This is a genomic window from Sphingomonas sp. FW306-05-A (assembly GCF_058782275.1).
This window is the reverse complement of record NZ_JBYSXN010000002.1, coordinates 1,548,961-1,574,370: the sequence shown is the minus strand read 5'-3', so window position 1 is coordinate 1,574,370 and position 25,410 is coordinate 1,548,961. Positions and strand designations below refer to the sequence as shown.

Here is a 25,410-nt window from a genome sequence, read left to right as displayed (position 1 = left end):
AGGCCTGACATGACCTATCATGCCAAAGTGATCACTGGCGGCAAGCTCGTCATTCCCGCCGAACTTCGGCGCGAATTGGGAATTGAACCCGGCGATTCGCTGGCCGTGGATCGGGACGAAGCGGGGCACATCGTCCTCAAGACCCGCGCCCAGGTCGTGCAGGAAGTGCAATCGAGGTTCCGGGCCTTGCGCGGCCCGGCGGCGGAGGGGGCGGGCAGCATCGTCGATGAACTGCTTGCCGAGCGGCAGGAACAGGCGCGACTGGAACAACGGAAAATGGACGAATGGCTGGCGGGGAAGCGGTGACCCCGGTTCTGGATGCGTCGTCGATCCTGGCTGTCATCTTCGAGGAACCTGGCGCTGATCTCGTGATCGCGCACAGCGATGGCGCGCTGCTATCTGCCGTCAATCTCGACGAAGTCCTGCACAAGAGCGCGCGGCGCGACATCGCGGGTTCCGATGTGGAACAACAATTGACGAAACTGGGCATCGTGATCGTGCCATTCGCGTCGGCGGACGCCCGTATCGCTGCCGCGTTGCATCCGCGAGTCGATCGAACGGGAACGTCCTTCGCGGATCGCGCCTGTCTGGCACTTGGCATTGCGACGGGGCGGTCGATCTTCACGTGCGACGGCAAATGGCTGAACCTTGGTCTGGACCTAGACATACGGCTGATTCGGTGACGGTTCGCAGCGCTAGACATGCCTTCTCCGTCGCCGCGATGGGGATCGCAACCTATTCGGCGATGGATGTCCTGATGAAGGGCCTCAGCATCACCAGCGGCGCGTATAGCGCGGTGCTGTGGCGTTCGTTCGTCGGGGTCATGCTGCTCGGCACGGTGTTCCTGCTCCAGCGCCGCGCCTTCCCGGGGCGGGCGGCGTTGAAACTTCATGCGCTGCGCGGGGCGACCGGGGGGATCTCGGTGCTGCTGTTCTTCTGGGGGCTGGTCCGCGTGCCGATGGCGCAGGGGGTCGCGTTGACCTTTCTGGCGCCGCTGATCGCCTTGTTCTTCGCCGCCGTGCTGCTCGGCGAGACGATCCGGCGCGCGGCGATCCTCGGCTCGGTGATCGCGAGCCTCGGCGTGCTTGCGATCGCGGCGGGGGAAGTGCAGGCGCATGCCTCGACCGCCCATGTGCTCGGCTCGCTCGCGATCTTCGCAGCGTCGATCTTTTACGCGTATTCGCTGATCCTGTTGCGGCAACAGGCGCAGGTCGCTGATCCGCTCGAGGTCGCGCTGTTCACCAGCATCGTGCTGACCGGACTGTTGCTCGTCGGCGCCTGGTGGTTCGCCGCGGTTCCGAGCGTGGCGCAGCTCCCCGCGATTGGTAGCGCGGCGGTGCTCGGGTCGATCTCGGCAATCGCGCTGGCGTGGGCGTACAGCCATGCCGAGGCGCAGGTGCTCGCGCCGGTCGAATATACCGCGTTCGTCTGGGCGGGGATGTTCGGCTGGTGGGTGTTCGACGAGCGCGTCTCACTCTACACCCTCGCCGGCGCGGCCCTCATCATCGCGGGCTGCATCTTCGCCATTCGCGGCACCGCCGCTCCCGCACCCCAGACCGAGGCCGCCGCATGATCGAAATCCGCCCCGCCACCGCCGACGATGTCGCGCTGATTCTGCATTTTGTCCACGAACTCGCCGAGTTCGAGCGCGCCGCCGACAAGGTCGTCGCGACCGAGCCGTTGCTCCACGACGCCTTGTTCGGCGCGCATCCCGCGGCCGAAGCCGCGATCGCATCGTTAAACGGGAAGCCGGTCGGGATGGCGCTGTTCTTCCATAATTTCTCGACCTGGACCGGGTGGCGCGGGCTGTATCTCGAGGATCTCTACGTCACGCCGGAGGCGCGCGGCAGCGGGGTCGGCAAGGCGTTGCTCCAGCATCTCGCGGCCCTTGCGGTCGAGCGTGGCTGCACGCGGTTCGAATGGTCGGTGCTCGACTGGAACGAGAAGGCGATCGCCTTCTACCGCTCGGTCGGCGCGCTGCCGATGGAGGAATGGACCGTCTACCGAGTCACCGGCGATGCGCTGGCGAAGCTCGCGGACAAGAGCTGATGGCGGTCGACCCGGGATTGCTCGCCTGGGTCGAGGAAGCGCTCGCCCCGGTCGGAACCGTGACGAAGCGCGCGATGATGGGCGGCGCGACGCTCTATCTCGACGGCACGATCTTCGGGATCGTCGACGACGACCTGCTGTGGTTCAAGGCGGATGCGACAAGCGACACAGCCTGGGATGACGCTGGCTGTGCGCGCTTCACCTATGAGATGGGCGAGGGGCGGACGGGCACGATGAACTACCGCCGCGCGCCAGATGACGTGTACGACGACGCGGACGTGCTGCGCGAATGGGCGCTGCTGGGTGTTGCAGCGGGAGCGCGGGCGCCGGTCAAGCGGAAGAAGCCGCCCAAATAACGCCGCGCCCGTCGCGCCGGGATATCCGCTATTCCGCCAGCGCCTCGATCGCCTCCGCCATCGCGACGTCCTTGTGCGACAGCCCGCCCGCATCGTGCGTGGTGAGCGCAATGTCGACGCGGTTCCACACGTTGGACCATTCGGGATGATGGTCCGCTTTCTCCGCCAGCAGCGCGACGCGCGTCATGAACGCGAACGCCTCGCTGAAATCGGCGAAGGTGAAGCGCCGCGTGATTGCGTCGCGCGATTCGTCATAATCCCATTCGTCGAGCGTATCGAGCGCTGCTGCCCGGTCTTCGTCGTTGAGCGGCTCCACCGTCACACATGCTCTCCCGCTGGCGCACCGTGCGCCATCACCGTAAGGCTTACCGCATGGAGCAGCCCGATCAACTCCCGCCCGATGCCGAGACGATCGAAACGATCGCCCGCGCGACCATCGCGGGCCTGCCACGCGCGTTTCTGGACCATCTCGGCGACGTCGTGCTGCTGGTCGAGGACTTTGCCGACGACGAGACGCTCGACGCGCTCGGGATCGACGATCCGTATGACCTGACCGGCCTGTATCACGGCCGCCCGATCGGCGAGAAATCGTCGATGGAAAGCGGTGCACTGCCAGACCGGATCCATCTGTATCGCCGCGCGATCCTCGACGAATGGATCGCGACCGGGGTCGGGCTCAGCGAATTGGTGCGGCATGTCACGATCCACGAGATCGGGCATCATTTCGGTCTGTCGGATGCCGACATGCACGCGCTGGAAGCAACGGTTTCGGACCAGTGAACGACCCCACCCCATCTGGGCTCGCGTTCTCGGACGTCCGCTGCGTCCGTGGCGGGCGAATGCTGTTCGATGGCTTGTCCTTCTCGCTGCCTGCTGGCGCGGCGGGGCTGGTCGCGGGACCGAATGGCGTCGGCAAATCAAGCCTGATCCGCATCGCTGCCGGGTTGCTGCGTCCCGATGGGGGGACGATCGACTATCCGCCGACCCGTGCGCTGATGGCGGAGACGCACGCGTTCGATCCGGCCCGGCGGCTGATCGATGCGCTTACCTTCTGGGCGTCGCTCGATGCGGATCCTGCGCGCGCGCGCGACCGGGCGACCGATGCGCTGGCGGCGGTGCACCTGTCCGCGATTGCCGAAGTGCCGGTGCGGCTGTTGTCCACCGGGCAGCGCCGCCGCGCCGCGCTCGCACGCGTGGTCGCCAGCGGCGCGACCTTGTGGCTGCTCGACGAACCCGCCAACGGGCTCGACGTCGCGAGCGTTGCGGTGCTCGAACGGTTGATCGCGCGCCACCGTGCCAATGGCGGGATCGCGCTGGTCGCGACGCACATGCCGCTCGACCTGCCGGGCGCGCAGAGGATCACCCTGCCATGCTGATGCCATCATGCTGACGCTGATCCTGCGCGACCTGCGGATCGGCTGGGCAAGCGGCGGGATCGTCAACGCGCTCGCCTTCTTCCTGCTCGTCACGATCCTGTTCCCGTTTGCGGTTGGCCCCGACACGGTGCTGCTCGCGCGGATCGGCGGCGGGGTGATCTGGGCGGCGGCGCTGCTCGCCGCGCTGATGCCGGTCGAGCGGCTGATCGGCCCCGACACCGAAAGCGGCGTGCTCGATCAGCTGGCGGTGCGCGGCATGAGCCTAGCGTCGGTCGCGGCGGCGAAGATCGTCGCGCACTGGCTCGGCTTTGGGCCGCCGCTGATGCTGGCTGCGGTGATCGCGGCGGGGCTGCTCGGGCTGCCGCTTGCGACGCTGACGACGGTGGAGATCGGGTTGCTGATCGGCACCCCCGGCCTTGCAGCGCTGGCGGTGGCAACGTCGGCGCTGGTGACGGGGTTGCGCGGGGCGGGATCGGTCGCGGGGCTGGTGATGCTGCCGCTCGCGGTGCCGCTGCTGATCTTCGGCGCGGGATCGATCGAGGGGGTCGGGGGCGATGCGGGAACGGGTGCGCTCAAGCTGCTCGGCGCGGTCAGCCTGCTGTTGCTTGCGGGGGCACCGTTCGTTGCGGGTGCGGCGATGCGCTCGGCGATGGAGTGACAGAATCGTGCGCACATGCGCCGATCGATGACATGTGACAACGTCTCTTTCACCGGACAGGTTATGATGTAACATCCTCGCTAATCCCGGCAGAGACCGGGTGGTCTTAGGTGGAGATGAGCGCATGGTTGCAGATCGCTATTCCCGGCCCGGTGGACTCAACCCCGGTGGCCTCGCCTTTGCGCTCGGCGCGAGCGGCGTGCTTTTGTTCGGGCTGTCGCTGACCGCTCCGCATTTCGTGCGGAATGTCGTTCCGACGATCGCCGCGACCAACATTCCGCTCCCGACCGATCCACCGCCGCCTGAGCACCCCAAGCCGCAACCGCAGAACGCACTGCCGAAGACACAGGTGCCGCGGCCGATCGACCATGTCGAGGTCACCGATCCGCCGATCCCGATCACCACCAGCGGCTTCACCGGGGTAAAGGTCGACCTTCCGCCGATCGGGGGTACTGCTACGACGGGCGATACCGGCGATGTCGGCACGATCCCGCTGCCGCCGGTACCGATCCTGACCGCACCCCGGATCGACTCGCGCTATCGCGACTCGTTCCAGCCCGCCTATCCCGCCGACGAACGACTCGCAGAACATGAGGGTCGCGTGGTCGTGCGCGTCCTCGTTGGTGCGGACGGTCGGGTGAAGCAGGTCGAGGCGATCAGCGCCGCCTCGCCGGCGTTCCTTGAAGCCACCCGCCGCCAGGCGCTGACCAGATGGCGCTTCACCCCCGCAACGCGCGACGGCGTAGCGGTCGAGGCATGGCAGCAGATGGCGGTCCGCTTCCAGCTCGGGCAGGAATAGCGTGCGCGGGCGGGGCTGGCGCAGCCCCCCGCCCACGCCTATCTCTGTGCGATGAAGTTCCTGCAGTACCTCTCGCCCAAGCAGGCGTTCCGCGATGTGAAGTCGTATGTGACGACGCGGCGGCCGCATCAGCTCGGTTTCATGGGGGTGGCGCTCGCGCTGACCTATGTGATGATCATGGGCGTGATCTATGAATCGCGGATCCCGCCCAAGCCGTATCACCGCGACATCATCTACGTGCAGAACTGGCGGCTCGACCGCACCGATGCGCAGATCATCGCGCAGCAGAAGATCGACAGCGCGGAGAAGGCCAAGCAGGACGCCGAACTCAAGCGGCTCCAGGACGAACGCAAGGCGCAGTTCAAGAAGGTGAACGACGGGCTGAAGGCCTGGGGGATCTAGCCATGAGCGACCAGCGCTGGATGGACGCGGCGCTCGCGCTGGCGTCGCGCGGGCGCGGGCGGACTGCGCCCAATCCCAATGTGGGCTGCATCATCGTGGCGGACCAGAAGGTCGTTGGACGCGGCTGGACGCAACCGGGCGGGCGTCCGCATGCCGAGGCGATGGCGCTCGCACAGGCGGGCGAAAAGTCGCGCGGCGCAACTGTTTACGTGACACTCGAACCCTGCGCGCATCTGTCGTCGCGTGGCCCTGCGTGCGCGGACCTGTTGATCCTGTCCAATGTCGCGCGCGTGGTCGTCGCGATGGGCGATCCGGACGCCCGGACCAATGGCACCGGGATCGCACGGTTGCGCGAGGCTGGAATCACCGTCGACGTTGGAATCGGTGAGGCGGCGGCACGCCGGCAGATCGCGGGGTTCTTGACCCGCCAGTCGCAGCAGCGGCCGCATGTCACGCTGAAGTTGGCATTGTCGCTCGACGGCGCGATGGCGCTGGGTTCGGGTGTGAGCAAGTGGATCACCGGCCCGCAGGCGCGCGCGCACGCACATCTCGAACGCGCGCGGCATGAGGCGATCCTGGTCGGTCGCGCGACGATCGAGGCGGATGCGCCGACGCTGGACGTCCGGCTCGATGGTCTCGCAGAGCGTGCGCCACGGCGGTTGATCCTGTCGCATACGCCTGCGTTCGCGCACCCCGATGCCGGGGTAGCGTGGGAAAACCTTGCCGCGCCCGATGCGATCGGGGCTCTCGATGCGGTCGATCATCTGTTGATCGAAGGCGGGCCGACGACCGCTGCCGCCTTCCTCGCCGCCGATCTGGTCGACCGGCTGCTGTTGTACCGCGCGCCGATCCTGGTCGGCGGGGGGCGCACCTTGCCCGACATCGGGCTGACCGATCTGGCAGCGGCGCATGGCCGCTGGGTCTTGACCGATGCGCGCGCGCTTGGCAGCGACCGGCTCGAGGTTTACGAATGCGTAAGGGAGCGCGCCGGGACGGTAACGCCGGGCGCAGGAGAATAAGCGATGTTCACCGGGATCATTACCGACGTCGGCACGATCGACCGGGTCGAGCAACGCGGCGACCTGCGCGTCATCGTCGCGACCGGCTATGACATGGCGGGCGTCGATCTCGGCGCGTCGATCGCCTGTTCGGGCGTTTGCCTGACTGTCGTCGACAAGGGAGCGGGCGGCGGTACAGGCGGCGGTGCGAGCGGCTGGTTCGCCGCGGACGTGTCGGGCGAGACGCTGTCGCGCACCGCCGCCGGGCAATGGACCGCGGGCGCGAAGCTCAACCTAGAACGGGCGCTAAAACTCGGCGAGGAACTCGGCGGGCATATCGTCACGGGGCATGTCGACGGGATCGGCGAGATCGTCTCGGTCACGGCCGAGGGCGGATCGCACCGTGTCGTGATCGCGGCGGGGCCGGACATCGCACCGTTTGTCGCACCCAAGGGATCGATCACGCTCGACGGGGTATCGCTCACCGTCAACAGCGTCGACGACGAGCCCGAACGCGTGTTGATCGGGGTCAATCTGATCCCGCACACCGCCGCGGTCACCACCCTCGGCAGTCTTCACGCCGGTTCGCCGATTAATATCGAGATCGACGTGCTGGCCAGGTATCTCAAGCGCATGGAGCATTATCGTGGCCGCTAACCCGTCCTCCGGTCCCGAAGTCGCGCGGCTGCGCCACGGCTTCCTGTCCTCGCCAGAGGAACTGATCGACGAGGCCAAGAACGGCCGCATGTTCATCCTGGTCGATGACGAGGACCGCGAGAACGAGGGCGACCTCGTCATCCCCGCGCAGATGGCGACGCCGGAGAAGATCAACTTCATGGCCAAGCATGGCCGTGGTCTCATCTGCCTCGCGATGACCAAGAAGCGGGTTGAGGAGCTCGGCCTCGGGCTGATGAGCCGTCACAATGGCACGCGGCACGAAACCGCCTTCACCACCTCGATCGAGGCCCGCGACGGCGTGACGACCGGCATCTCCGCCGCAGACCGTGCGCGGACCATCTCGGTCGCGATCGATTCGTCCAAGGGCAAGGACGAGATCGTCACGCCGGGCCACGTCTTCCCGCTGGTCGCGCGCGACGGCGGCGTGCTGGTGCGCGCGGGCCATACCGAGGCGGCGGTCGATGTGTCGCGGCTCGCGGGGCTCAATCCCTCGGGCGTGATCTGCGAGATCATGAACGAGGACGGCACGATGAGCCGGCTCGACGACCTCGTGGCGTTCGCACAACTCCACAATCTCAAGATCGGGACGATCCGCGACCTGATCGCCTATCGCCGCCGCCACGACCATCTCGTCGAGAAGCGCGCCGAAATGGCGTTCGACTCGCGCTGGGGTGGCCAATGGAAGGCGATGACCTTCCACAACAAGGCGACCGGCGACGAGACGATCGCGCTGGTCAAAGGCCGGATCGACCCCGCCAAGCCCACGCTGGTGCGGATGCACACCATGTCGACCTTCGTCGATGTCTTCGGCGAGGAAAACGAACGATCGGGGCTGCTGTCACGCTCGATGGAGCTGATCGGCGAGGAAGGCGCAGGCGTGATCGTCGTGATCAACCGGCCGATGAAGGATTCGCTCACGCGCTTCATCAAGCTGCGCGGCGAGGGCAAGGGCGCTGGCGCGCCCGAGGTCGAGGAACTCCGCGATTACGGCGTCGGCGCGCAGATCCTTGCAGAGCTCGGGGTCGAGGAAATGATCCTGCTCACCAACACACATCACGCGCTCGTCGGGCTCGAAGGTTACGGCCTGTCGATCGTCGACGAACGTTCCATCCCCGGTACGGGCGGAGAATAATGGCCAAGATCCTCATCGTCGAAGCACGGTTTTACGACCATCTCAACGACCTGCTGCTCGAAGGCGCACGCGCCGCGATCGAGGAGGCGGGGCACAGCCACGAGACGATCACCGTCCCCGGTGCGCTCGAGATTCCGGGCGCGGTCGCGCTTGCGGCGGATAACGGCGACTATGACGGGTTCGTCGCGCTGGGTGTGGTGATCCGCGGCGAGACCTATCATTTCGAGATCGTCGCGGGCGAGAGCGCGCGCGGGTTGATGGCGCTGTCGATGGACGGTCTCGCGATCGGCAACGGCATCCTGACGACCGAGAACGAAGCGCAGGCGCTGACGCGCGCGCGGCGGGACGAGAAGGACAAGGGCGGCGAGGCCGCCAAGGCGGCGATCGCCATGATGGCGCTCAAGGACCGGTTTGGCTGAGCGGCGCGTGGTAAACGGGCCGATCCTGTTTACCGAACGGCTGATCCTCCGCCCGCTTGCGGCGGAGGATGCGGAAGGCTGGTATGCGTTCAATGCCGATCCGGTGACGATGCGGCATCTGGGCGGCGTGCAGGACCGCAGTACCGCGTGGCGCTCGCTGTGCATCATGGCGGGTGCCTGGCAGATCCGCGGGTTCTCGATGTTCTCGCTGATCGAGCGTGGCACCGGGCGGTGGGTCGGGCGAGTCGGGCCGTGGATGCCCGAGGGCTGGCCCGGGACCGAAGTCGGCTGGGGCGTTGCGCGGGCATTTGCGGGCCGGGGTTTTGCGCGCGAGGCGGCGGTGGCGACGATCGACTATGCGTTCGACGTGCTCGGCTGGGACGAGGTGATCCACACGATCGCACCGGACAACGTTGAATCTGCCGCGCTGGCGGCACGGCTTGGGTCGGTCAATCGCGGGCCAACGCAATTGCCTGCGCCGCTTGCGCATTTGCCCGTGGATGCGTGGGGGCAGACGGCGGCGGAATGGCGTGCGCGGGCGCGATCCAGGTAATCTGGATCTTCATAGTTAGCGCTTCCCCGGCGAAGGCCGGGGGCCAGTTGCGCAGGCGCTGGTAAGCAAGCGCAGCGCCTGAACTTCTCAGGTCTCGCTACTGGGCCCCGGCCTTCGCCGGGGAAGCATGACAGGGGGCTGCCCCCTTCCCACCATCCCCCCGCTTACTTATACTCGTGTCAATAAGCGGGAGAGCGACACGATGGCCTACGCCCACAGTTTCAAGGCGAACCCGCACTGGCTGCCACGCCAGAAACAATCCGCGATCCGCGCCATTCCCGGCGAGGACGGGCTTCCCTTCATCGGCAACACCTTCCGGATGCTGCGCGATCCGAGTGCATTCGGGCGGCGGATGATCGCGCAATATGGTCCGGTGTTCCGTAACAACGCGTTCGGCGGCCCGACCGTGACGCTGGTCGGCCCCGAGGCGAACGAACTCGTGCTGTTCGACCGGGAGCGCGTGTTCTCGTCCGAACAGGGCTGGGGGCCGCTGCTCAACCTGCTGTTCCCGCGTGGGTTGATGCTGATGGACTTCGAAAAGCACCGCGCCGACCGCAAGGTGATGGCGGTCGCGTTCAAGCCCGAGCCGATGCGGCATTATGCCGAGACGCTCAATGCGGGGATCGCGCGCGAAGTCGCAACCTGGGGCGACCGGCCGATGCGCTTCTACGATGCGATCAAGCAGTTGACGCTCGATCTCGCCGCCGAGAGCTTCCTCGGGATGCCGCTCGGTGCGGAAGCGAACCGGATCAACCAGGCGTTCGTCGACGAGGTGCAGGCGTCGATCACCCCGATCCGCATTCCGCTGCCGGGGACGCAAATGCGCAAGGGCGTCAAGGCGCGCGCCTATCTGATCGACCTGTTCAAACGCGAGATCCCGGCGCGGCGGGCAGGCGAGGGGCAGGACTTCTTCTCGCAATTCTGCCGCGCGACCGGCGACGACGGGCAACCGCTGTCCGCCGATGCCATCGCGGACCACATGAACTTCCTGATGATGGCGGCGCACGATACGATCACTTCGTCGGCGACGAGCCTCGTCATGCTGCTCGGGCGCAACCCCGAATGGCAGGAAAAGCTTCGTGCCGAGATCGCGGAGCTCGGGCTCAATGACGGCGGCGCGTTGCCTTACGGCCAGCTCGATCGGCTGGAATTGACCGACATGGCGTTCAAGGAGGCGCTGCGGATGATTCCGCCGGTGCCGTCACTGCCCAGGCGCGCGGTCAAGGATTTTGACTTCGGGGGCTATCATATTCCCGCGGGCAGCACGGTCAGCGTCAGCGTGGCGTACACGCACATGATGCCCGAGCTATGGCCCGATCCGGCGCGGTTCGATCCGCTGCGCTTTCTGCCCGATGCGGTGCGTGCGCGGCATAAATATGCGTGGGTGCCGTTTGGCGGGGGCGCGCACATGTGCCTTGGCTTGCACTTTGCGACGATGCAGATCCGGATCCTGATGACGCAGTTGCTGAGCCGCTACCGGATCGAGCTCGCTGCTGGGTCCGGCGCGGAATGGCAGGCGTGGCCGATTCCGCAGCCCAAGGATGGGTTGCCGTTGCGGTTCGTGCCGCTGGGGTAGGGGGTTGAGTGCAATGCCGTCATCCCAAGTCCGTCATTCCGCACAGACGAGAGGTCTGCAAAACCGTCCGTCATCCTGAACTCGTTTCAGGATCCAGCCCTCCGCGAGCTCGGACTATGCCTGTTGCGCGGTGGATGCTGAAACACGTTCAGCATGACGGCAGCGTTTGGGGCGCGAGGTTACGATCAAACCTCCGACTGTGGGTATGCAAAGGTTTCGCGCAGGCAGGAATGCTTCGTCTCGGATGACGAATCTGGGGGATGGCCGCCGCACCATCGCTGGCGCGGCGGTAGTCAAATAACGCTTACGCGTCGGCAGTCTGCAGGGCGGGGTAGTCGATATACCCTTCCGGCCCCTGGCTGTACCAGGTCTTGGCGTTGTCCTTCGCGAGCGGCGCGCCGGTGCGCAGGCGCTCGGGGAGGTCGGGGTTGCTGATGAAGGTGCGCCCGAACGCGATTGCGTCGGCTACGCCCGAATCGAGCGCGGCCTGCGCCTCCTCGACCGTCGTGTAGTCCGAGTTGAGCACCAGCGGCCCCTTGAAAACCTTGCGGATTTCGGGCGACTGCTTGGGTACGTCGGTCTTGCCGAAGGTGCCGTCGGGGCCGGGCTCGCGCAGTTCGAGGAAGGCGATACCGAGATCGTCGAGCACCTTGGCAGCCGCAGTGAACAGCGCGGTCGCGTTGCTGTCGTCCACCCCTTGCGAGTCGCCGTTGGGCGAGAGGCGGACTGCGGTGCGGTCGGCCCCTGCGACGCTGACGACGCGCTCGGTCACTTCGCGCAGCAGACGCACGCGGTTTTCGATCGATCCGCCGTAGGAATCGTCCCGGAAGTTGGCGTTATCGCGCAGGAACTGGTCGATCAGATACCCGTTTGCAGCATGAATCTGCACGCCGTCGAACCCGGCCGCCATCGCATTGCGCGTCGCCAGTTCGTAATCGTCGATCAACCGCGGGATTTCCGACAGCTCGAGCGGGCGGGCGGTCTCGAAGTCCTGCTTGCCCTCATAGGTGTGCGCCTGGCCCGCGGTCGCGGTTGCCGAGGACGAGACCGGCTGCATGCCGATCACCGAGGAATGGACCTGGCGGCCCATGTGCCACAACTGGACCATGATCCGGCCACCCGCGGCATGGACGCGGTCGGTGATCAGCTTCCACTGCGCGACCTGCTCGTCGTTCCACAGGCCCGGCGCGAACGGCCAGCCGAGCCCTTCGCGGCTGATGCCGGTGGCTTCGGTGATGATCAGCCCGGCACTCGCGCGCTGTTCGTAATAGGTCTGCATGATCTCGGTCGGCACGAACTCGCGGGTCGAGCGGCCACGCGTCAGCGGTGCCATGAGAATGCGGTTGGGCGAGTGGATGGCGCCAAGCTGGATGGGGTCGAACAGGCTGGGCATATGCGCAAAGTCCTTTTGCTATGACGCACTCAGATAGGACGCTACAGCACGCCATGCATCGCCGCACCGCCGAAAGAAAAACTGTCTCGTCCAAAATGCCGGTCGAACCGACCGCGATCGCGATCGCGGCGGTGATCCTCGCCAATGTCGCGCTGGCGTTCGGGCCGTGGTTCGTGCGGCTGGCGGATGTCGGGCCGGTGTCCTCCGCCTTCTGGCGGATCACGCTCGCCGCACCCGTGCTGATGGCGGCGGCGCTGTCGACCGGCTGGCGACCATGGGCCACTAGCGGCATCGAGACCGGGGGCAAGCCACGGCCAGCGAACGTCGGCCTGTCGCCAATGCTGTGGTTCGTGATCGCGCTCGGGGGGGTGTGCTTTGCCGCGGATCTCGCGAGCTGGCATCTCGGCATCCTGCGCACCACGCTCGCCAATGCGACGCTGTTCGGGAATTGCGCGATCCTGATGTTCCCGATCTACGGCTTCCTCGTGGCGCGCGCCTGGCCGACGCGGATCCAGGGAATCGCGCTGCTGCTCGCCGGCGTCGGTGCGATCCTGTTGATGGGGCGGTCGTATCAGCTCGATCCGCGCAATCTGGCGGGGGACATGCTCTGCCTGCTCGCGGGCGTGCTCTACACCGGCTATTTCATCCTGATGGCACGCGCCCGCGCGACGATGGCGCCGATCCCGGCGCTCGCGCTGTCCACGCTCGCCAGCATCCTGCCGCTCCTCATTTTCGCGCTGCTGCTCGGCGAGCGCATGTGGCCGACACAGTGGGGGCCGCTGCTCGGGCTCGCGCTGGTCAGCCAGATCATCGGGCAGGGGCTGATGATCTTCGCGCTCGGCCGCCTGCCGCCGTTGATCGTCGGACTTGCGCTGCTGGTGCAGCCGGTGGTCGGCGCGACGATCGGCTGGACCGTTTACGGCGAGAAGCTCGGCCTGCCCGACCTGTTCGGCGCGTCGCTCGTCGCGGTCGCGCTGGTGCTGGTAAGCCGCCGCGCCCGCGACTAGATAGGGCGGATGGCCGATCCGATCCCGCTCTCCGTAGCCCCCGCCACCCTCACCGCCAATCGGCTCGCCGATGCGACGCTCGACGAGATCCGCGCCGCGCTCGCGCCGTCGATCGCGGACAATGCCGGGTTCGACGGCTGGGGCGATGCCGCGCGCGACATGGCGGCGGATCAGGCGGAGGTCGACCGCGATGTCGCACGGCTCGCCTTTCCGGGCGGAGCGGTCGACATGATCGAGGCGTGGTTCGCAGCGATCGACGCGGAGATGCTTGCGCGGCTGCCGCAGGAACGGCTGATGACGATGAAGATCCGCGACCGGATCACCGCGCTGGTCGAGGCGCGGCTCGATATCGTCGCGCCCAACCGCGAGGCATTGCGGCGCGCGCTGGCGATCCTGGCGTTGCCGCAGAATGCGGTGCGCGGGGTGAAGCTCGGCTGGCACGCCGCCGACGTGATGTGGCGCGCGGCGGGCGATACCGCGACCGACTATAACCATTATACCAAGCGCACGCTGCTCGCGGGCGTTTACGGCGCGACGGTTACCGTGTTTCTGGACGATGCGAGCGACGGCCATGCCGACACGCGCGCTTTCCTCGCGCGGCGGATCTGGGGGATCATGCGGTTCGAACGCGTCAAGGCACGGCTGGTAGGCCAGTCGGAGCTGCGTCCGAGTTTCTCGCGGTTTGTCGGGCGGTTGCGGTATCCGGCGGTGTGATTTCGCGGGGGGCAAGCGTCGTCCGACAGGGTGCGCGCGTTTTGCCAAACCGTCCGTCATCCTGAACTCGTTTCAGGATCCAGCCCTCCACGAGTCCGGTCCATGCTTGTCGCACGGTGAATGCTGAAACAAGTTCAGCATGACGGCAACTTTTGGGGCGCGCGAGGAGACGGCGAGCGACCGCGCCATCCTGCGGCGTTAATACGACGAGCTGCGAACCGATCGCAAATATCACTGGCTATCCGCTCCCGTTATTGATAATCAGTCGCATCATGGATATGTCCACTCCCGTGAAGCATTCCCTCAGCCTCGAATCGCTGCCGCACCGTCAGGTCGCGACCGTTTCCGCGATCGACTGGACGCATCTGTCGACTCCGGAGGCGCGCCGCTTGCGCGAATTCGGCTTCGATGAAGGCGTTGGAGTCGAAGTGCTGCACCGCGCAAGCCTCGGCAAGGGGCCGATCGCATGCCGGATCGGGCGGATGACCGTTGCCCTGCGCCGCGCGGTTGCGGGCGCGATCCTTGTTTCGCCCGTCACGCAATAAGTGATTCCTCAACGATGACCGCCACGCCACTCGTGGCGCTGGTCGGCAATCCCAATGCCGGCAAGAGCGCGCTGTTCAACGCGCTGACCGGCGCGCGCCAGAAGGTCGGCAATTATCCCGGCGTCACGGTCGAGCGGCATTCGGGCAAGCTCGTGCTGGCGGATGGCCGGACCGTCGATCTGGTCGATCTTCCCGGCGCGTACAGCCTCGATCCCTCGAGCCCCGACGAACGCGTCACGCGTGACGTCGTCACCGGCACGCAGACCGGCGAGCGGCTGCCCGATGCGCTGGTGGTGGTGCTCGACGCGTCCAACCTCGACAACCACTTGCGCTTTGCGCTCCAGTTGATCGCGCTGGGCTTACCGGTGGTGGTCGCGCTCAACATGTTCGATCTCGCCGAGCGCGACGGTCTGACGCTCGATCCCAAAAAACTGTCCGAGGAACTCGGAGTCCCGGTCGTCGCGACCGTCGCGGTGCGGCGGCGCGGGCTGGACGAGCTCAAGACGCTGCTCGCCGGGATCGTTGATGCCGACGCCGCGATCCGGCTGCGCCCGAGCAACCATGCGATCGGCGAGGACATTGTCACGCTGCAACGCCGCGCACGCCACATCGCGACCGCGGCGACGATTTCCGAAGCACCGGTGCGCCGCTGGACGCATGCGCTCGACGCCGTCGCGCTGCATCCGGTGTTCGGGCTGCTGCTGCTGGCCACGATCCTGTTCGTGATGTTCCAGGCGGTGTTCAGCTGGGCGACCGTCCCCGCCGACGCGATCGACGCGGGGTTCAAGGCGCTCGAGGACATGATCAAGGCGAACCTGCCCGATTCGATTCTGCGCTCGCTCGTCACTGACGGGGTGATCGCAGGGGTCGGCGCGGTGATCGTGTTCCTGCCGCAGATCCTGATCCTGTTCCTGTTCATCCTCGTGCTCGAGGCATCGGGCTATATGGTCCGCGCCGCCTTCCTGATGGACCGCATCATGGCGAGCGTCGGCCTGTCGGGGCGTGCGTTCATTCCGCTCCTGTCAAGTTTCGCCTGCGCGATTCCCGGGATCATGGCGACTCGCACGATCGAGGACGAGAAGGACCGGCTGACCACCATCCTGATCGCGCCGCTGATGACCTGCTCGGCGCGGCTGCCGGTGTACACGCTGGTGATCGGCGCGTTCATTCCCAACCGGCAAGTGCTGCCCTTCATCGGGTTGCAGGGGCTGGTGATGTTCTCGCTCTATCTGCTCGGTGTGGTCGGTGCGTTCGTCGTTGCATTGGTGCTGCGGCGGACCGTCACCCAAGGCGTCTCGTCGGGCTTCATGATGGAAATGCCCAAATATCAGATGCCGCGGTTGCGCGACGTCGCGATCGGGCTGTGGGCGCGCGCGGAGATCTTCCTCAAGCGCGCCGGCACGATCATCCTGTTCTCGACCGTGATCCTGTGGGCGTTGCTGAGCTTCCCCAAGCCGCCGGTCGGAAGCACAGTCTCGCCGGTCAATTATTCGGTTGCAGGCCGTATTGCCAATGCGATCGAGCCGGCGTTCCGCCCGATTGGGTTCAACCGCGACATCGTGCTTGCGCTGATCCCGGCGATGGCGGCGCGTGAAGTCGCGGTCGCCGCGATCGGGACGGTCTATGCGATCGACAATCCCGACAGCGCGTCGGGGGGGCGACAGATGATCGACAACCTCCGTGGGCGCTGGAGCCTGCCGACCGCGCTCGCCTTCCTGATGTGGTTCGTCTTCGCGCCGCAGTGCATTTCCACGATCGCCGTCACCCGGCGCGAGACCAACGGTTGGCGCTGGCCCGCCTTCATGGTTGGCTATTTGTTCACGCTCGCCTACATCGCTGCAGGAGCCACCTATTGGGCGGCAATCGGACTCGGGCTGTAACGGCCCCCTAGCAGCGGGATGCGAAAGACATGGCGGGCAGCGTCAACAAGGTGATCATCGTCGGCAATCTTGGCCGCGATCCCGAAAGCAAGAGCTTCCAGAACGGCGGCAAGGTCGTCAACCTGCGCATCGCGACGTCGGAAAGCTGGAAAGACAAGAACAGCGGCGAGCGCAAGGAGCAGACCGAATGGCATTCGGTCGCGATCTTCAACGAGGCGCTGGGCGGCGTCGCGGAGCGCTATCTGCGCAAGGGTTCCAAGGTCTATATCGAGGGCGCGCTCAAGACGCGCAAATGGCAGGACGCGCAGGGGCAGGACCGCTATTCGACCGAGATCGTGCTGCAGGGCTTCAACGGCGTGCTGACGATGCTCGACGGTGCGCCGGGTGCGGGCGGCGGTGCGGGCGGCGGCGGCGGTGGTCGTGACGACTTCGGCGGTGGCGACGACTTCGGTGGCGGCTCGGGCGGCGGCGGTAGTGGTGGCTACGGCGGCGGCGGCAACCGTGGTGGCGCAAGCCGCGGCGGCGGCGCGTCCGGCGGCGGTTCGTCCGGTGGTGGTGCGGCTCGCGGCGGGTTCGCGGACGATCTCGACGACGACGTTCCGTTCTGAACTGAACCGGTCCCGCAGCGTTCGGTTAACCTATGATAAATGCCCTTTCGTTCGACGCGCCGATCGGCCACGGCTGGCGCGTCGATGAGACGGTTCGCGCGGCAGCCATTGCCGAGCACCGGATCGACACGCTGCGCGACGACGCGGCGCTGAAGACGATCACCGATTTCGCCGCAGAATTGTGCGACGCGCCGATCGCGCTGGTCAGCATCGTCGAACTCAGCCGGCAGACATTCCTGTCGCGCACCGGGCTCGATGCGACCGAGACGCCGCGCGAAATGTCGTTCTGCGCGCATGCGATGCTCGGCGACGACGTGATGGTCGTTCCCGATGCCCGGCTGGACCCGCGCTTTACCGACAATCCGCTCGTCACCGGCGAGATGGGGATCCGCTTCTATGCCGGTGTCCCGCTGGTCAGCGACGACGGCGTTCCTTTGGGGTCGCTGTGCATCATCGACACCGAGACGCGCGAAGGGCTGACCCCGTTGCAACGCCGCGGTTTGAAGGTTCTGGCGAACGACGTGCTCAACCGCCTGACCGACAGCCGCGACAAGGAAAGCGCGCGCGCGGTGATCGCGGATCGCGAAGGGCGGTTCCGCACGCTGGCGGACAGCATGCCGCAGATGGTGTGGTCGACGCTGCCCGACGGTTTCCACGATTATTACAATGCGCGCTGGTACGAATTCACGGGCGTGCCCGCAGGGTCGACCGATGGCGCGGGCTGGAACGACATTTTCCACCCCGACGATCAGGATCGCGCGTGGGCCGTGTGGCAGCATTCGCTCGCGACCGGGGAGCCGTATCAGATCGAATACCGGCTGCGACACCATGACAGCACCTATCGCTGGACGCTCGGCCGCGCGCTGCCGATGACCGACGACAGCGGCGCGATCCTGCGCTGGATCGGCACCTGCACCGACATCCACGAACAGAAACTGGCGAGCGAAGAGCGCGAGGTCATCGCGCAGGAATTGAGCCACCGCATCAAGAACATCTTTGCGGTGATCTCGGGACTGATCTCGTTTGCCGCGCGATCGCATCCCGATTTCCGCCCGATCGCGGACGATCTTCGTTCGCGTGTCACCGCGCTTGGCCGCGCGCACGACTTCGTTCGCCCGCACAGCGCGAACTCACGGCCGCACGCGCACCAGAACAGCCTTCACGGACTGCTCGAGGCGCTGTTCCTGCCGTATCAGCCGGCTGACGCCGCGCGAATCCGCGTCAGCGGGACTGACGTCGCGATCGACGACCGGTCGGCGACACCGCTTGCGTTGCTGTTTCACGAACTCGCCACCAACGCGGTCAAATATGGCGCATTGTCGAACGATTCGGGCCATGTCGCGGTGACGATCGATGTCGATGCCGACCAGGTCGCGCTGACCTGGCACGAGCATGGGGGGCCTGCGGTGTCGCATCCCGCAACCGTGGGGTTTGGCGCGCAGCTGATCGACCTGAGCGCGACGCGACAATTGGGCGGGACCGTCGTCCACGATTGGGCGGAGGACGGGCTGCGGGTCGTGTTGAAGGTATCGAACGCGGCGCTGAGCCGCGGCTGACGGTCAGGCGAGCAGGACGAAGTCGGCGTTGACGCCTTCCTGCCGCGGCGTGTCCCCGGCGGTTGCCGCAGCCGCCGCGCACAGGATCGCCGATTCGCTGAACGGCTTGCGCACATAGCCGAGGGCGCCGCTCGGGTGCGCGATCTGGCTCGGGTTGGCGGTCACGAACACGACCTTCAGACCGTATTTTTCCGCCAGCGTCCTCGCAAGCTCGGGTCCGGTCGGACCGTCGCGCAGATTGATGTCGACCAGCGCGAAACTGCAATTCTCGGCAGCATCGAGGGCGCCCAGTTTGTCCGCCGCGATTGCCTTCACCGCATAGCCCGCGTCGACCAGGATACGCTCGAGATCGAGCGCGACGAAGATCTCGTCTTCGACGATCAGCGCGGTGGGGATGGACATAACGGGAACACGATCTGCATGATGTAAGTTAATGCTGCGAACCCCGCGCAGAAAGCTTTGGTTCCGCAGAATCTTTAGAACTAAGTAAGAATACAGCATGTTCCGCACGGAAGTTCGCGGCCGCGGAGGTCGTCTGCTTGTCACCCGACAGGAACCATGCCCCCTCGACCGCAATGTCGCGCACCTTCACGAACGCACGGAAATCGTCGATCGTGACGTGGTGGATGTTGGGCGTGTCGAACCATTGCTCGGGCAATAACCGCGTCACCGGCATCCGCCCGCCCCACAGCAGCGACAGCCGCACGCGCCAATGCGCGAAATTGGGGAAGGACACGAACGCGCGCCGTCCGATCCGGAGCAGATGATCGAGCACGACGTCGGGGCGGTGCGCGGTCTGTAGCGTCTGGCTGAGGATCGCGTAATCGAAGCTGGCGTCGGGATATTCGGCGAGGTCGATGTCGGCATCGCCCTGGATCACCGACAGCCCGCGCGACACCGCCGCCGCGACATTGCCCGCATCGAGTTCGAGCCCGCGCGCATCGACGTGCTTGGTATCGCGCAACGCCGCCATCAGTGCGCCATCGCCGCACCCGACGTCGAGCACGCGCGCGCCGGGTTCGATCCGGTCGGCGATGATCGCGAGATCGGGGCGGAGCGTCATTGCGGCGCCCGCAGCATCGCGGCGGCTTCGGGCGACAGCCGTTCCATATAGCGGTCGGCACGCAGCAACGGATGGAAGCCGAGCGCGGCATAGACGCCGTGCGCATCATTGGTGACCAGCCCGATTCGGCGGAGCGCGGCATAATCGGAGCGGTCGAGGAACCACGCCACCATCCGCCGCCCGAGCCCGCGGCCACGGCCGGGCTCGTCGACCCATACGTCCGCCAGCCAGGCGAAGGTCGCGCCGTCGGTGATCATCCGCGCAAAGCCGAGCTGCTCGGTCCCGCGATACGCGCCCAGCGCGTGCGACCCCGCAATCGCACGCGCGACCGTCGCGCGCGCGATGCCGGGGGACCAGTAGCTCGACGCGAGCCAGCCGTGGATGCGATCCACCTGCGAGAGCGCGCTGTCGTCGGACAGGATAATTTCGGTCATGCGCCAGCCCTCAGGAAACCATCGACGACGCGGTTCAACTCGGGCGCCTCCAGCAGGAACGCGTCGTGCCCGAACGGGCTCGACAATTCGACGAAACTGACCGGCGCACCCGCCGCGTTGAGCGCGTGGACGATCGCGCGCGATTCCGCGGTCGGGTACAGCCAGTCGGTATCGAAACTGACCAGGCAGAAGCGCGCCTTGGTCGCGCGGAAGGCGTTGGCGAGGTGGCCGCCATGTTCCTCCGCAAGATCAAAATAATCCATGGCTCGCGTAATGTAGAGATAGGAGTTGGCGTCGAACCGGTCGACGAAGCTGATCCCCTGGTGCCGCAGATAGCTTTCGATTTGGAAATCGGCGTCGAACCCGAAGCTCTTGGCGTCGCGCGCCTGCAGCCGCCGCCCGAACTTGGCGGTGAGCCCGGCCTCGGACAGATAAGTGATATGCGCCGCCATCCGCGCGACCGCGAGGCCGGCGGCGGGAGGGTCGGCCTCGGCATAATAGGCCCCCTCGCGCCATTTCGGGTCGGCCATCACCGCTTGTCGCCCGACTTCGTGGAACGCGATGTTCTGCGCGGTGTGCCGCGCGGTCGAGGCGATGACGACGACCGCGCGGACCCGGTCGGGGAAGGTCGCGGGCCAGCTCAGCGTCTGCATCCCGCCCATCGACCCGCCGACCACCGCCGCGAGCGTCTCGATCCCGAGATGATCGAGCAGCATCGCCTGCGCGCGCACCATGTCGCGGATCGTGATGACGGGGAAGCTCATCCCCCACGGAACGCCGGTCGCGGGGTTGACCGTGGCGGGACCCGACGACCCCATGCAACTGCCCAAGACGTTTGAACAGATGATGAAATGCCGCGTCGGATCGACCGGCTTGCCCGGGCCGACCATCCGTTCCCACCAGCCGGGCTTGCCCGTCACCGGGTGCCGCGAGGCGACATGCTGGTCGCCGGTCAGCGCATGGCAGATCAGGATCGCGTTCGAGCGATCGGCATTGAGCGTGCCATAGGTCTCATAGGCGATCTCGACCGGGGACAGCAGCGCACCGCCATCGAGCCGCAACGGGCCCGGCACCATGACGTGGCGGGCAAGCCCGAAGCGCGTGTCGTCCATGGCCGTAGCGGATAAGCCTGTGCCGCCGTGCGTACAAGCGTCTCGGCGCGGCGGCGCTCCGGCTTGCCTTCGCCAGATCGATCCGCCATGCCGCGCGCCATGTTGCCCTTCGCCCGCGTCACCATCATCGGCATCGGTCTGATCGGATCCTCGATCGCGCGCGCGGTCCGCGCGACGATGCCGACGGTACGGCTGACCGGCTATGACGCCGACCCCGACGTCCGCGCGATTGCCGACCGGATCGAGCTGTTCGACGACGTTGCCGACAGCAGTGGCGCTGCGGTGATCGACGCCGATCTCGTCATCCTGTGCGTGCCCGTCGGCGCGATGGGCGCCGCCGCCGTGGAATTCGCCGCCGACCTGCCAGCGGAGGCGATCGTCAGCGATGTCGGCAGTTGCAAGGCGGAAGTCGTCCGCGCGCTGGGCGAAGCGTTGCCGGGGGTCGTCTTCGTTCCCGCGCATCCGGTCGCGGGCACCGAGCGCAGCGGCCCAGAGGCGGGCTTCGCGACGCTGTTCCACAAACGCTGGTGCATCATCACCCCGCCCGAGGGGACCGATCCGCTCGCGGTCGAGCGCGTCGCGGAATTCTGGCGGCGGCTGGGCGCGGAGATCGAAATGATGGCGCCCGACCATCACGACCGTGTGCTCGCGATCACCAGCCATTTGCCGCATCTGATCGCCTATACGATCGTCGGGACCGCATCGGACATGGAGGAAGTGACACAGTCCGAGGTGATCAAATATTCGGCGGGCGGTTTCCGCGATTTCACGCGGATCGCGGCGTCCGACCCAACGATGTGGCGCGACGTGTTCCTCGCGAACCGCGAGGCGGTGCTCGACATGCTGCAACGCTTTTCCGAGGATCTGACCGCACTCCAGCGCGCGATCCGCTGGGGGAAGGGCGACGAGCTGTTCGAGCTGTTCTCCAAGACGCGCGATATCCGGCGCGGGATCATCGAACAGGGGCAGGACGATCCGGCCCCCGATTTCGGGCGCACGCACGAATAACGCGCTTCGTTGGTGCTGAAAAACCGTCCGTCATCCTGAACTTGTTTCAGGATCCAGCCATCCGCGAGTCCGGACTATGCCTGTTGCACGGTGGATGCTGAAACAAGTTCAGCATGACGGCAGCTTTTGGGGCGCGGATGACAATCAAACCACCGATTGCCTTTAATGCAAATGTCCCGCCGTCGCGGGGATGACGCAACTAGAGTGAGGTCACCCCTGCTGGCTCCCGCTCCAGCGCATTGATCGCCGCGTGCACGCGCGCTTCCGCTTCCTCGCGTGGCAGGCCCGGCGGGATCGGCGTGCCGAAGCGGTACGTCACCGTCCCCGGAAGGTGCGGCCCCTCGCGCGGCCACACCAGCCCGCTGTCGATCGCGATCGGCACGACCGGGATCTTGAGCATCTGGTACAGACCCGCAAACCCCGCCTTGAGTTCGGGTTCCTCGCCCGGCGCGACCCGCGTGCCTTCGGGGAAGATCAAGATCGATCGCCCCGCCGACAACGCCACCCGCGCCTCGCGCAGCATCCGCCGCAGCGCACCCGCCGACGCCTCGCGGTCGACCACGATCACCCCGTATTGCTTCGCCGCCCAGCCCCATACCGGAATGTCGGCAAGCTCCTGTTTCATCACGATCGCCGGGTGCCGCAGCATCCGCCCGAGCTCGAGCGTCTCGTACATCGCCTGATGCTTGGCGGCGTACAGGACCGGGCCGTCGTAGAATCGCTCGCCCTCGATCCGCTTGAAGATGCGCAGGAACGTCCGCGTGGTCAGGCCGTGATATTGCGTCCAGAAATGGGTGTGCGCGATCATCGCCTTGGTGCCGAACAGCGCGGAGATCGCCGAGGTCAGCACGATCGGCACCGACCCGGTATAGAACACGATCTTGAAGATCAGATTGCGTATCGCGTTCATGTAGCCGCCCCAATCAGCAACGCCGCGCGGCGCAACAGCAATTTGTTATATTCGGCAATCAGCACCGGATAGCGTGGCTTGCTCGGCACCCCGTCGCCGAGCACGGTCGCGTCGCCGTCCAGCGCGTTGACGAGTTCGAGCCGGGCGCGCGGCAGATGCCAGTCGGACGTCACCAGCCGGACCGAGCGATAGCCGTGTTCGCGTACCCAGTCGGCGGTCTCGTCCGCATTGGAGCGCGTATCGACCGCCTCGTGCCCGAGATCGATGCAGCAGGTGAACAACCGCGCGCTGACGTCATATTCGTGCGCCAGCTCGCTGGGTCGGACCTGCGGCGCAACACCGCTGATCAACATCCGCTTGGCGGCATGATCCTGCAACAGCGCGAGCCCGCGCGTGATTCGCCCCGACGACCCGGTCAGCACGACGATCGCGTCGGTCTTCGCCCCCGCTACGGGTGCCGGCCCAGGCATGGTCGCGAGGAACAAGCCGAACCCGCCGCCCCACATCACCGCCAACACTCCGATCAGGCGCAGGATCACAACACCCGCCTCAATGCCGCGAGCACCGCCAGGCGGGCCGCCAGCGTCGCCAGCAGCGCAAAGGCAATCGGCAGACACGCAAGAATCACCCAGTCACTCACCCCGAGCCGCAACCCGGCGACGAGATCCGACCCCAGCGCGTCGAGCTGCGCGCCGACCAGCATCACCACACCGAACGCCACCGCCATCCCGATCACGCCGCCGATCAGCGTATCGAGACCGATCCGCCGCTGGAACAGCCGCGCGACCTGGACATCGGTCGACCCGAGCATGTGGAGCACGTCGATCGTATCGCTATGCGTGTCGAGCCCGGCACGCGCCGCGAGGATCACGACGGCGGCGGTCGCGCCCGCCATCAGCAGCACCAGTCCGCCCGCCATGCCGGTCAGCATCGTCATGACCGAGCGCACCGGCGCCAGCCAGCTTTCCTGACGATCCACCCGCGCGCCCGGTGCGGCGGCGCGCACCGCAGCGCGGACCCGCGCCAGCGTGGCAGGGCTCGTCTCTGCCAGGTCGACATCGATCATCGCGGGGATCGGCAGGTCGGAGTCCGCCCCGTCCGCGCCGAGCCACGGCTCGAGCATGTCGGCGAGATGCGCCGGGTCCACCGCGACCGCGCGGCGCACTTCGGGGAGCCGCTGCAACGCCGCCAGCGCCGCTGCGGCCTCACGGGTGCGGGCGTGTTCGGCGGGCGTGGCGATCTGCACCGTGAGCCGCCCGGCAAGCTGGCGGTCGAGCACCGCCGCGACCCCCAGCGTCGCGAGCCCGAATGCGGCGGCGAGCACCGTCAGGAACAGCATGATTGCCATCACCCACGCCATCGCGCGCGTACCGCGCCGATCATCGAGCAACCGCCGATCCGCCGCAAGGAGCCGTGCGGTCATTGTACTGTGCCGGGCACTGTGCCGGGCACTGCGCCAGGCGGCGGGAAGCGCAACGCGCCCGTCGGATCGACCAACCGCCCCTGGTCGAGCCGCAGCATGTGCGCGTGCGGGATCCGGGCGAGCGTGTGGAAGTCATGCGTCGCGAGCACCACCGTCGTCCCCAGCCGGTTGAGCGAATCGAACAGGTGGAGCAGGCGTTCCGCCATGTCGGGATCGACGTTGCCAGTCGGTTCGTCTGCGACGAGAATCTCCGGGCGCCCAATCACCGCGCGCGCGATCGCGACGCGCTGCTGCTCGCCGCCCGACAGCGTGGGGGGACGCGCATCGACCTTGTCCGACAGCCCGACCCAGCCGAGCATCTCGCGCACCGGCGCCGCGACGTCGCGCTCGGGCACCCCCGAGACGCGCAGCGGCAGCGCGATATTGTCGAACGCGGACAGATGCGGAACCAGCCGGAAATCCTGGAACACCACCCCGATCCGCCGCCGGAACCCGGGCAGCCGCGCGCGCGGCAACGTCACCGCATCCTCGCCGAACAGCCGGATGCTGCCGCGCGTCGGGCGTTGCGAGAGATACAGCAGGCGGAGCAGCGACGTCTTCCCCGCGCCCGACGCGCCGGTCAGGAAATAGAAGGCGCCGCGCGACAGCACGAAGCTGACGTCGGACAACGTCTCCTGCCCCGTCCCGTAGCGAAGCCCCACATTCTCGAATTGAACGATATTCGCCATGCGGCGTGCGCTACTCGCTACTTGTCCATGCCC

At 66.7% G+C, this 25,410-nt stretch carries 33 protein-coding genes; 23 read left to right on the top strand and 10 right to left on the bottom strand.

Translation table 11 applies throughout. The features are described from left to right. The first annotated feature begins 9 nt into the window (after nucleotides 1–9). From AC3WJR_RS16170 to AC3WJR_RS16150, 5 genes are read left to right on the top strand one after another with little or no spacing between them, the layout of a single operon-like run. Nucleotides 10–306 (top strand): AbrB/MazE/SpoVT family DNA-binding domain-containing protein, encoded by a 297-nt coding sequence (locus AC3WJR_RS16170; RefSeq protein ID WP_492726024.1) that lies wholly within the window; start codon nucleotides 10–12, stop codon nucleotides 304–306. Then, a complete protein-coding gene (locus AC3WJR_RS16165; RefSeq protein ID WP_492726023.1) occupies nucleotides 285–683 on the top strand; it encodes a type II toxin-antitoxin system VapC family toxin in 399 nt (132 codons plus the stop codon). Before AC3WJR_RS16170 ends, AC3WJR_RS16165 begins: the two co-directional genes overlap by 22 nt. Before the next feature lie 38 nt (nucleotides 684–721). After that, complete coding sequence (locus tag AC3WJR_RS16160; RefSeq protein WP_492726201.1) at nucleotides 722–1,573, top strand: DMT family transporter; 852 nt, start codon at nucleotides 722–724, stop codon at nucleotides 1,571–1,573. Continuing rightward, a complete protein-coding gene (locus AC3WJR_RS16155; protein WP_492726021.1) occupies nucleotides 1,570–2,049 on the top strand; it encodes a GNAT family N-acetyltransferase in 480 nt (159 codons plus the stop codon). Before AC3WJR_RS16160 ends, AC3WJR_RS16155 begins: the two co-directional genes overlap by 4 nt. Next, entirely contained in the window at nucleotides 2,049–2,405 is a 357-nt protein-coding gene (locus AC3WJR_RS16150) for a TfoX/Sxy family protein (protein WP_492726019.1), read from the top strand. The genes AC3WJR_RS16155 and AC3WJR_RS16150 overlap by 1 nt, the downstream gene beginning before the upstream one ends. Nucleotides 2,406–2,433: 28 nt before the next feature. Here the strand turns inward: AC3WJR_RS16150 and AC3WJR_RS16145 are convergent, their stop codons facing one another. After that, entirely contained in the window at nucleotides 2,434–2,727 is a 294-nt protein-coding gene (locus AC3WJR_RS16145; RefSeq protein WP_354278658.1) for a 4a-hydroxytetrahydrobiopterin dehydratase, read from the bottom strand. Nucleotides 2,728–2,777: 50 nt separating this feature from the next. Here AC3WJR_RS16145 and AC3WJR_RS16140 point away from each other — a divergent pair, with 50 nt between their 5' ends. From AC3WJR_RS16140 to AC3WJR_RS16090, 11 genes are all read left to right on the top strand, one after another. Then, entirely contained in the window at nucleotides 2,778–3,185 is a 408-nt protein-coding gene (locus AC3WJR_RS16140) for a metallopeptidase family protein (RefSeq protein WP_492726017.1), read from the top strand. Then, the gene (gene ccmA, locus AC3WJR_RS16135) at nucleotides 3,182–3,781 is read left to right on the top strand and encodes a heme ABC exporter ATP-binding protein CcmA (RefSeq protein ID WP_492726016.1); all 600 of its coding nucleotides are present in this window, start codon (nucleotides 3,182–3,184) and stop codon (nucleotides 3,779–3,781) included. Before AC3WJR_RS16140 ends, ccmA begins: the two co-directional genes overlap by 4 nt. Nucleotides 3,782–3,788: 7 nt before the next feature. Beyond that, nucleotides 3,789–4,439 carry a heme exporter protein CcmB gene (locus AC3WJR_RS16130; RefSeq protein WP_492726014.1) on the top strand — a complete coding sequence of 217 codons (651 nt, stop codon included), beginning with the start codon at nucleotides 3,789–3,791 and terminating at the stop codon, nucleotides 4,437–4,439. 124 nt (nucleotides 4,440–4,563) lie between these two features. Further along, complete coding sequence (locus AC3WJR_RS16125) at nucleotides 4,564–5,238, top strand: TonB family protein (protein ID WP_354278662.1); 675 nt, start codon at nucleotides 4,564–4,566, stop codon at nucleotides 5,236–5,238. A 51-nt stretch (nucleotides 5,239–5,289) separates the two neighbouring features. Further along, the gene (locus AC3WJR_RS16120) at nucleotides 5,290–5,640 is read left to right on the top strand and encodes a hypothetical protein (protein ID WP_354278663.1); all 351 of its coding nucleotides are present in this window, start codon (nucleotides 5,290–5,292) and stop codon (nucleotides 5,638–5,640) included. 2 nt (nucleotides 5,641–5,642) lie between these two features. Further along, on the top strand, nucleotides 5,643–6,659 hold the full coding sequence (ribD, locus tag AC3WJR_RS16115; protein WP_492726012.1) for a bifunctional diaminohydroxyphosphoribosylaminopyrimidine deaminase/5-amino-6-(5-phosphoribosylamino)uracil reductase RibD: 1,017 nt from the start codon (nucleotides 5,643–5,645) through the stop codon (nucleotides 6,657–6,659). A 3-nt stretch (nucleotides 6,660–6,662) separates the two neighbouring features. Further along, on the top strand, nucleotides 6,663–7,295 hold the full coding sequence (locus AC3WJR_RS16110; RefSeq protein WP_492726010.1) for a riboflavin synthase: 633 nt from the start codon (nucleotides 6,663–6,665) through the stop codon (nucleotides 7,293–7,295). Next, nucleotides 7,285–8,448 (top strand): 3,4-dihydroxy-2-butanone-4-phosphate synthase, encoded by a 1,164-nt coding sequence (ribB, locus tag AC3WJR_RS16105; RefSeq protein ID WP_354278666.1) that lies wholly within the window; start codon nucleotides 7,285–7,287, stop codon nucleotides 8,446–8,448. Before AC3WJR_RS16110 ends, ribB begins: the two co-directional genes overlap by 11 nt. Further along, the gene (gene ribH / locus AC3WJR_RS16100; RefSeq protein WP_492726008.1) at nucleotides 8,448–8,867 is read left to right on the top strand and encodes a 6,7-dimethyl-8-ribityllumazine synthase; all 420 of its coding nucleotides are present in this window, start codon (nucleotides 8,448–8,450) and stop codon (nucleotides 8,865–8,867) included. The genes ribB and ribH overlap by 1 nt, the downstream gene beginning before the upstream one ends. Next, a complete protein-coding gene (locus AC3WJR_RS16095; protein WP_492726006.1) occupies nucleotides 8,860–9,420 on the top strand; it encodes a GNAT family N-acetyltransferase in 561 nt (186 codons plus the stop codon). Before ribH ends, AC3WJR_RS16095 begins: the two co-directional genes overlap by 8 nt. Nucleotides 9,421–9,622: 202 nt before the next feature. After that, the gene (locus AC3WJR_RS16090) at nucleotides 9,623–10,996 is read left to right on the top strand and encodes a cytochrome P450 (protein ID WP_492726004.1); all 1,374 of its coding nucleotides are present in this window, start codon (nucleotides 9,623–9,625) and stop codon (nucleotides 10,994–10,996) included. Nucleotides 10,997–11,300: 304 nt separating this feature from the next. Here the strand turns inward: AC3WJR_RS16090 and AC3WJR_RS16085 are convergent, their stop codons facing one another. Continuing rightward, nucleotides 11,301–12,389: an alkene reductase gene (locus AC3WJR_RS16085; RefSeq protein ID WP_492726002.1), complete on the bottom strand. Its 1,089-nt coding sequence runs from the start codon at nucleotides 12,387–12,389 to the stop codon at nucleotides 11,301–11,303. 53 nt (nucleotides 12,390–12,442) lie between these two features. On the opposite strand from AC3WJR_RS16085, the gene AC3WJR_RS16080 reads away from it, so the two are divergent. The 6 genes from AC3WJR_RS16080 (at nucleotide 12,443) to AC3WJR_RS16055 (ending at nucleotide 18,699) form a co-directional block, all read left to right on the top strand. Then, nucleotides 12,443–13,396 (top strand): DMT family transporter, encoded by a 954-nt coding sequence (locus AC3WJR_RS16080; protein ID WP_492726000.1) that lies wholly within the window; start codon nucleotides 12,443–12,445, stop codon nucleotides 13,394–13,396. Nucleotides 13,397–13,405: 9 nt separating this feature from the next. Next, nucleotides 13,406–14,110: a COQ9 family protein gene (locus AC3WJR_RS16075; RefSeq protein WP_492725998.1), complete on the top strand. Its 705-nt coding sequence runs from the start codon at nucleotides 13,406–13,408 to the stop codon at nucleotides 14,108–14,110. A 272-nt stretch (nucleotides 14,111–14,382) separates the two neighbouring features. Beyond that, the gene (locus AC3WJR_RS16070; protein WP_354278673.1) at nucleotides 14,383–14,655 is read left to right on the top strand and encodes a FeoA family protein; all 273 of its coding nucleotides are present in this window, start codon (nucleotides 14,383–14,385) and stop codon (nucleotides 14,653–14,655) included. 14 nt (nucleotides 14,656–14,669) lie between these two features. Then, nucleotides 14,670–16,535: a ferrous iron transport protein B gene (gene feoB / locus AC3WJR_RS16065; protein WP_492725996.1), complete on the top strand. Its 1,866-nt coding sequence runs from the start codon at nucleotides 14,670–14,672 to the stop codon at nucleotides 16,533–16,535. Between the two features lie 29 nt (nucleotides 16,536–16,564). After that, nucleotides 16,565–17,143, top strand: coding sequence for a single-stranded DNA-binding protein (ssb, locus tag AC3WJR_RS16060; protein ID WP_492725994.1), 579 nt, complete (start codon nucleotides 16,565–16,567; stop codon nucleotides 17,141–17,143). Between the two features lie 32 nt (nucleotides 17,144–17,175). After that, the gene (locus AC3WJR_RS16055; RefSeq protein WP_492725992.1) at nucleotides 17,176–18,699 is read left to right on the top strand and encodes a sensor histidine kinase; all 1,524 of its coding nucleotides are present in this window, start codon (nucleotides 17,176–17,178) and stop codon (nucleotides 18,697–18,699) included. 3 nt (nucleotides 18,700–18,702) lie between these two features. Here AC3WJR_RS16055 and AC3WJR_RS16050 read toward each other — a convergent pair whose 3' ends face one another. The 4 genes from AC3WJR_RS16050 to metX are packed head-to-tail and all read right to left on the bottom strand — an operon-like array spanning nucleotide 18,703 to nucleotide 21,308. Continuing rightward, nucleotides 18,703–19,101: a response regulator gene (locus AC3WJR_RS16050; RefSeq protein WP_492725990.1), complete on the bottom strand. Its 399-nt coding sequence runs from the start codon at nucleotides 19,099–19,101 to the stop codon at nucleotides 18,703–18,705. Between the two features lie 28 nt (nucleotides 19,102–19,129). Then, nucleotides 19,130–19,762 carry a methionine biosynthesis protein MetW gene (gene metW / locus AC3WJR_RS16045; protein ID WP_492725988.1) on the bottom strand — a complete coding sequence of 211 codons (633 nt, stop codon included), beginning with the start codon at nucleotides 19,760–19,762 and terminating at the stop codon, nucleotides 19,130–19,132. After that, nucleotides 19,759–20,196 carry a GNAT family N-acetyltransferase gene (locus tag AC3WJR_RS16040; protein WP_492725986.1) on the bottom strand — a complete coding sequence of 146 codons (438 nt, stop codon included), beginning with the start codon at nucleotides 20,194–20,196 and terminating at the stop codon, nucleotides 19,759–19,761. Before AC3WJR_RS16040 ends, metW begins: the two co-directional genes overlap by 4 nt. Further along, entirely contained in the window at nucleotides 20,193–21,308 is a 1,116-nt protein-coding gene (metX, locus tag AC3WJR_RS16035; protein WP_354278680.1) for a homoserine O-acetyltransferase MetX, read from the bottom strand. Before metX ends, AC3WJR_RS16040 begins: the two co-directional genes overlap by 4 nt. 99 nt (nucleotides 21,309–21,407) lie before the next feature. On the opposite strand from metX, the gene AC3WJR_RS16030 reads away from it, so the two are divergent. Continuing rightward, nucleotides 21,408–22,316 (top strand): prephenate/arogenate dehydrogenase family protein, encoded by a 909-nt coding sequence (locus AC3WJR_RS16030; RefSeq protein ID WP_492725983.1) that lies wholly within the window; start codon nucleotides 21,408–21,410, stop codon nucleotides 22,314–22,316. A gap of 199 nt (nucleotides 22,317–22,515) precedes the next feature. Here AC3WJR_RS16030 and AC3WJR_RS16025 read toward each other — a convergent pair whose 3' ends face one another. From AC3WJR_RS16025 to ftsE, 4 genes are read right to left on the bottom strand one after another with little or no spacing between them, the layout of a single operon-like run. After that, entirely contained in the window at nucleotides 22,516–23,226 is a 711-nt protein-coding gene (locus AC3WJR_RS16025; RefSeq protein ID WP_492725980.1) for a lysophospholipid acyltransferase family protein, read from the bottom strand. After that, a complete protein-coding gene (locus AC3WJR_RS16020) occupies nucleotides 23,223–23,765 on the bottom strand; it encodes a YdcF family protein (protein WP_492725978.1) in 543 nt (180 codons plus the stop codon). Before AC3WJR_RS16020 ends, AC3WJR_RS16025 begins: the two co-directional genes overlap by 4 nt. Continuing rightward, nucleotides 23,762–24,649: a cell division protein FtsX gene (locus AC3WJR_RS16015; RefSeq protein WP_492725976.1), complete on the bottom strand. Its 888-nt coding sequence runs from the start codon at nucleotides 24,647–24,649 to the stop codon at nucleotides 23,762–23,764. Before AC3WJR_RS16015 ends, AC3WJR_RS16020 begins: the two co-directional genes overlap by 4 nt. After that, nucleotides 24,646–25,377 carry a cell division ATP-binding protein FtsE gene (gene ftsE, locus AC3WJR_RS16010; protein WP_492725974.1) on the bottom strand — a complete coding sequence of 244 codons (732 nt, stop codon included), beginning with the start codon at nucleotides 25,375–25,377 and terminating at the stop codon, nucleotides 24,646–24,648. Before ftsE ends, AC3WJR_RS16015 begins: the two co-directional genes overlap by 4 nt. Nucleotides 25,378–25,410: the final 33 nt, after the last annotated feature.

Excerpts from the sequence above, each read along its gene's own strand:
- AC3WJR_RS16130 (WP_492726014.1), top strand. The coding sequence starts at position 3,789 with ATGCTGACGCTGATCCTGCGCGACCTGCGGATCGGCTGGGCAAGCGGC.
- ftsE (WP_492725974.1), bottom strand. The coding sequence starts at position 25,377 with ATGGCGAATATCGTTCAATTCGAGAATGTGGGGCTTCGCTACGGGACG.
- AC3WJR_RS16085 (WP_492726002.1), bottom strand. The coding sequence starts at position 12,389 with ATGCCCAGCCTGTTCGACCCCATCCAGCTTGGCGCCATCCACTCGCCC.
- AC3WJR_RS16150 (WP_492726019.1), top strand. The coding sequence starts at position 2,049 with ATGGCGGTCGACCCGGGATTGCTCGCCTGGGTCGAGGAAGCGCTCGCC.
- AC3WJR_RS16120 (WP_354278663.1), top strand. The coding sequence starts at position 5,290 with ATGAAGTTCCTGCAGTACCTCTCGCCCAAGCAGGCGTTCCGCGATGTG.
- AC3WJR_RS16015 (WP_492725976.1), bottom strand. The coding sequence starts at position 24,649 with ATGACCGCACGGCTCCTTGCGGCGGATCGGCGGTTGCTCGATGATCGG.
- AC3WJR_RS16110 (WP_492726010.1), top strand. The coding sequence starts at position 6,663 with ATGTTCACCGGGATCATTACCGACGTCGGCACGATCGACCGGGTCGAG.
- metW (WP_492725988.1), bottom strand. The coding sequence starts at position 19,762 with ATGACGCTCCGCCCCGATCTCGCGATCATCGCCGACCGGATCGAACCC.
- ribH (WP_492726008.1), top strand. The coding sequence starts at position 8,448 with ATGGCCAAGATCCTCATCGTCGAAGCACGGTTTTACGACCATCTCAAC.
- AC3WJR_RS16170 (WP_492726024.1), top strand. The coding sequence starts at position 10 with ATGACCTATCATGCCAAAGTGATCACTGGCGGCAAGCTCGTCATTCCC.
- metX (WP_354278680.1), bottom strand. The coding sequence starts at position 21,308 with ATGGACGACACGCGCTTCGGGCTTGCCCGCCACGTCATGGTGCCGGGC.
- AC3WJR_RS16040 (WP_492725986.1), bottom strand. The coding sequence starts at position 20,196 with ATGACCGAAATTATCCTGTCCGACGACAGCGCGCTCTCGCAGGTGGAT.
- AC3WJR_RS16080 (WP_492726000.1), top strand. The coding sequence starts at position 12,443 with ATGCATCGCCGCACCGCCGAAAGAAAAACTGTCTCGTCCAAAATGCCG.
- AC3WJR_RS16160 (WP_492726201.1), top strand. The coding sequence starts at position 722 with ATGGGGATCGCAACCTATTCGGCGATGGATGTCCTGATGAAGGGCCTC.
- AC3WJR_RS16165 (WP_492726023.1), top strand. The coding sequence starts at position 285 with ATGGCTGGCGGGGAAGCGGTGACCCCGGTTCTGGATGCGTCGTCGATC.
- AC3WJR_RS16140 (WP_492726017.1), top strand. The coding sequence starts at position 2,778 with ATGGAGCAGCCCGATCAACTCCCGCCCGATGCCGAGACGATCGAAACG.
- feoB (WP_492725996.1), top strand. The coding sequence starts at position 14,670 with ATGACCGCCACGCCACTCGTGGCGCTGGTCGGCAATCCCAATGCCGGC.
- AC3WJR_RS16030 (WP_492725983.1), top strand. The coding sequence starts at position 21,408 with ATGTTGCCCTTCGCCCGCGTCACCATCATCGGCATCGGTCTGATCGGA.
- AC3WJR_RS16155 (WP_492726021.1), top strand. The coding sequence starts at position 1,570 with ATGATCGAAATCCGCCCCGCCACCGCCGACGATGTCGCGCTGATTCTG.
- AC3WJR_RS16055 (WP_492725992.1), top strand. The coding sequence starts at position 17,176 with ATGATAAATGCCCTTTCGTTCGACGCGCCGATCGGCCACGGCTGGCGC.
- AC3WJR_RS16025 (WP_492725980.1), bottom strand. The coding sequence starts at position 23,226 with ATGAACGCGATACGCAATCTGATCTTCAAGATCGTGTTCTATACCGGG.
- AC3WJR_RS16075 (WP_492725998.1), top strand. The coding sequence starts at position 13,406 with ATGGCCGATCCGATCCCGCTCTCCGTAGCCCCCGCCACCCTCACCGCC.
- ribD (WP_492726012.1), top strand. The coding sequence starts at position 5,643 with ATGAGCGACCAGCGCTGGATGGACGCGGCGCTCGCGCTGGCGTCGCGC.
- ssb (WP_492725994.1), top strand. The coding sequence starts at position 16,565 with ATGGCGGGCAGCGTCAACAAGGTGATCATCGTCGGCAATCTTGGCCGC.
- AC3WJR_RS16125 (WP_354278662.1), top strand. The coding sequence starts at position 4,564 with ATGGTTGCAGATCGCTATTCCCGGCCCGGTGGACTCAACCCCGGTGGC.
- AC3WJR_RS16070 (WP_354278673.1), top strand. The coding sequence starts at position 14,383 with ATGGATATGTCCACTCCCGTGAAGCATTCCCTCAGCCTCGAATCGCTG.
- AC3WJR_RS16090 (WP_492726004.1), top strand. The coding sequence starts at position 9,623 with ATGGCCTACGCCCACAGTTTCAAGGCGAACCCGCACTGGCTGCCACGC.
- AC3WJR_RS16050 (WP_492725990.1), bottom strand. The coding sequence starts at position 19,101 with ATGTCCATCCCCACCGCGCTGATCGTCGAAGACGAGATCTTCGTCGCG.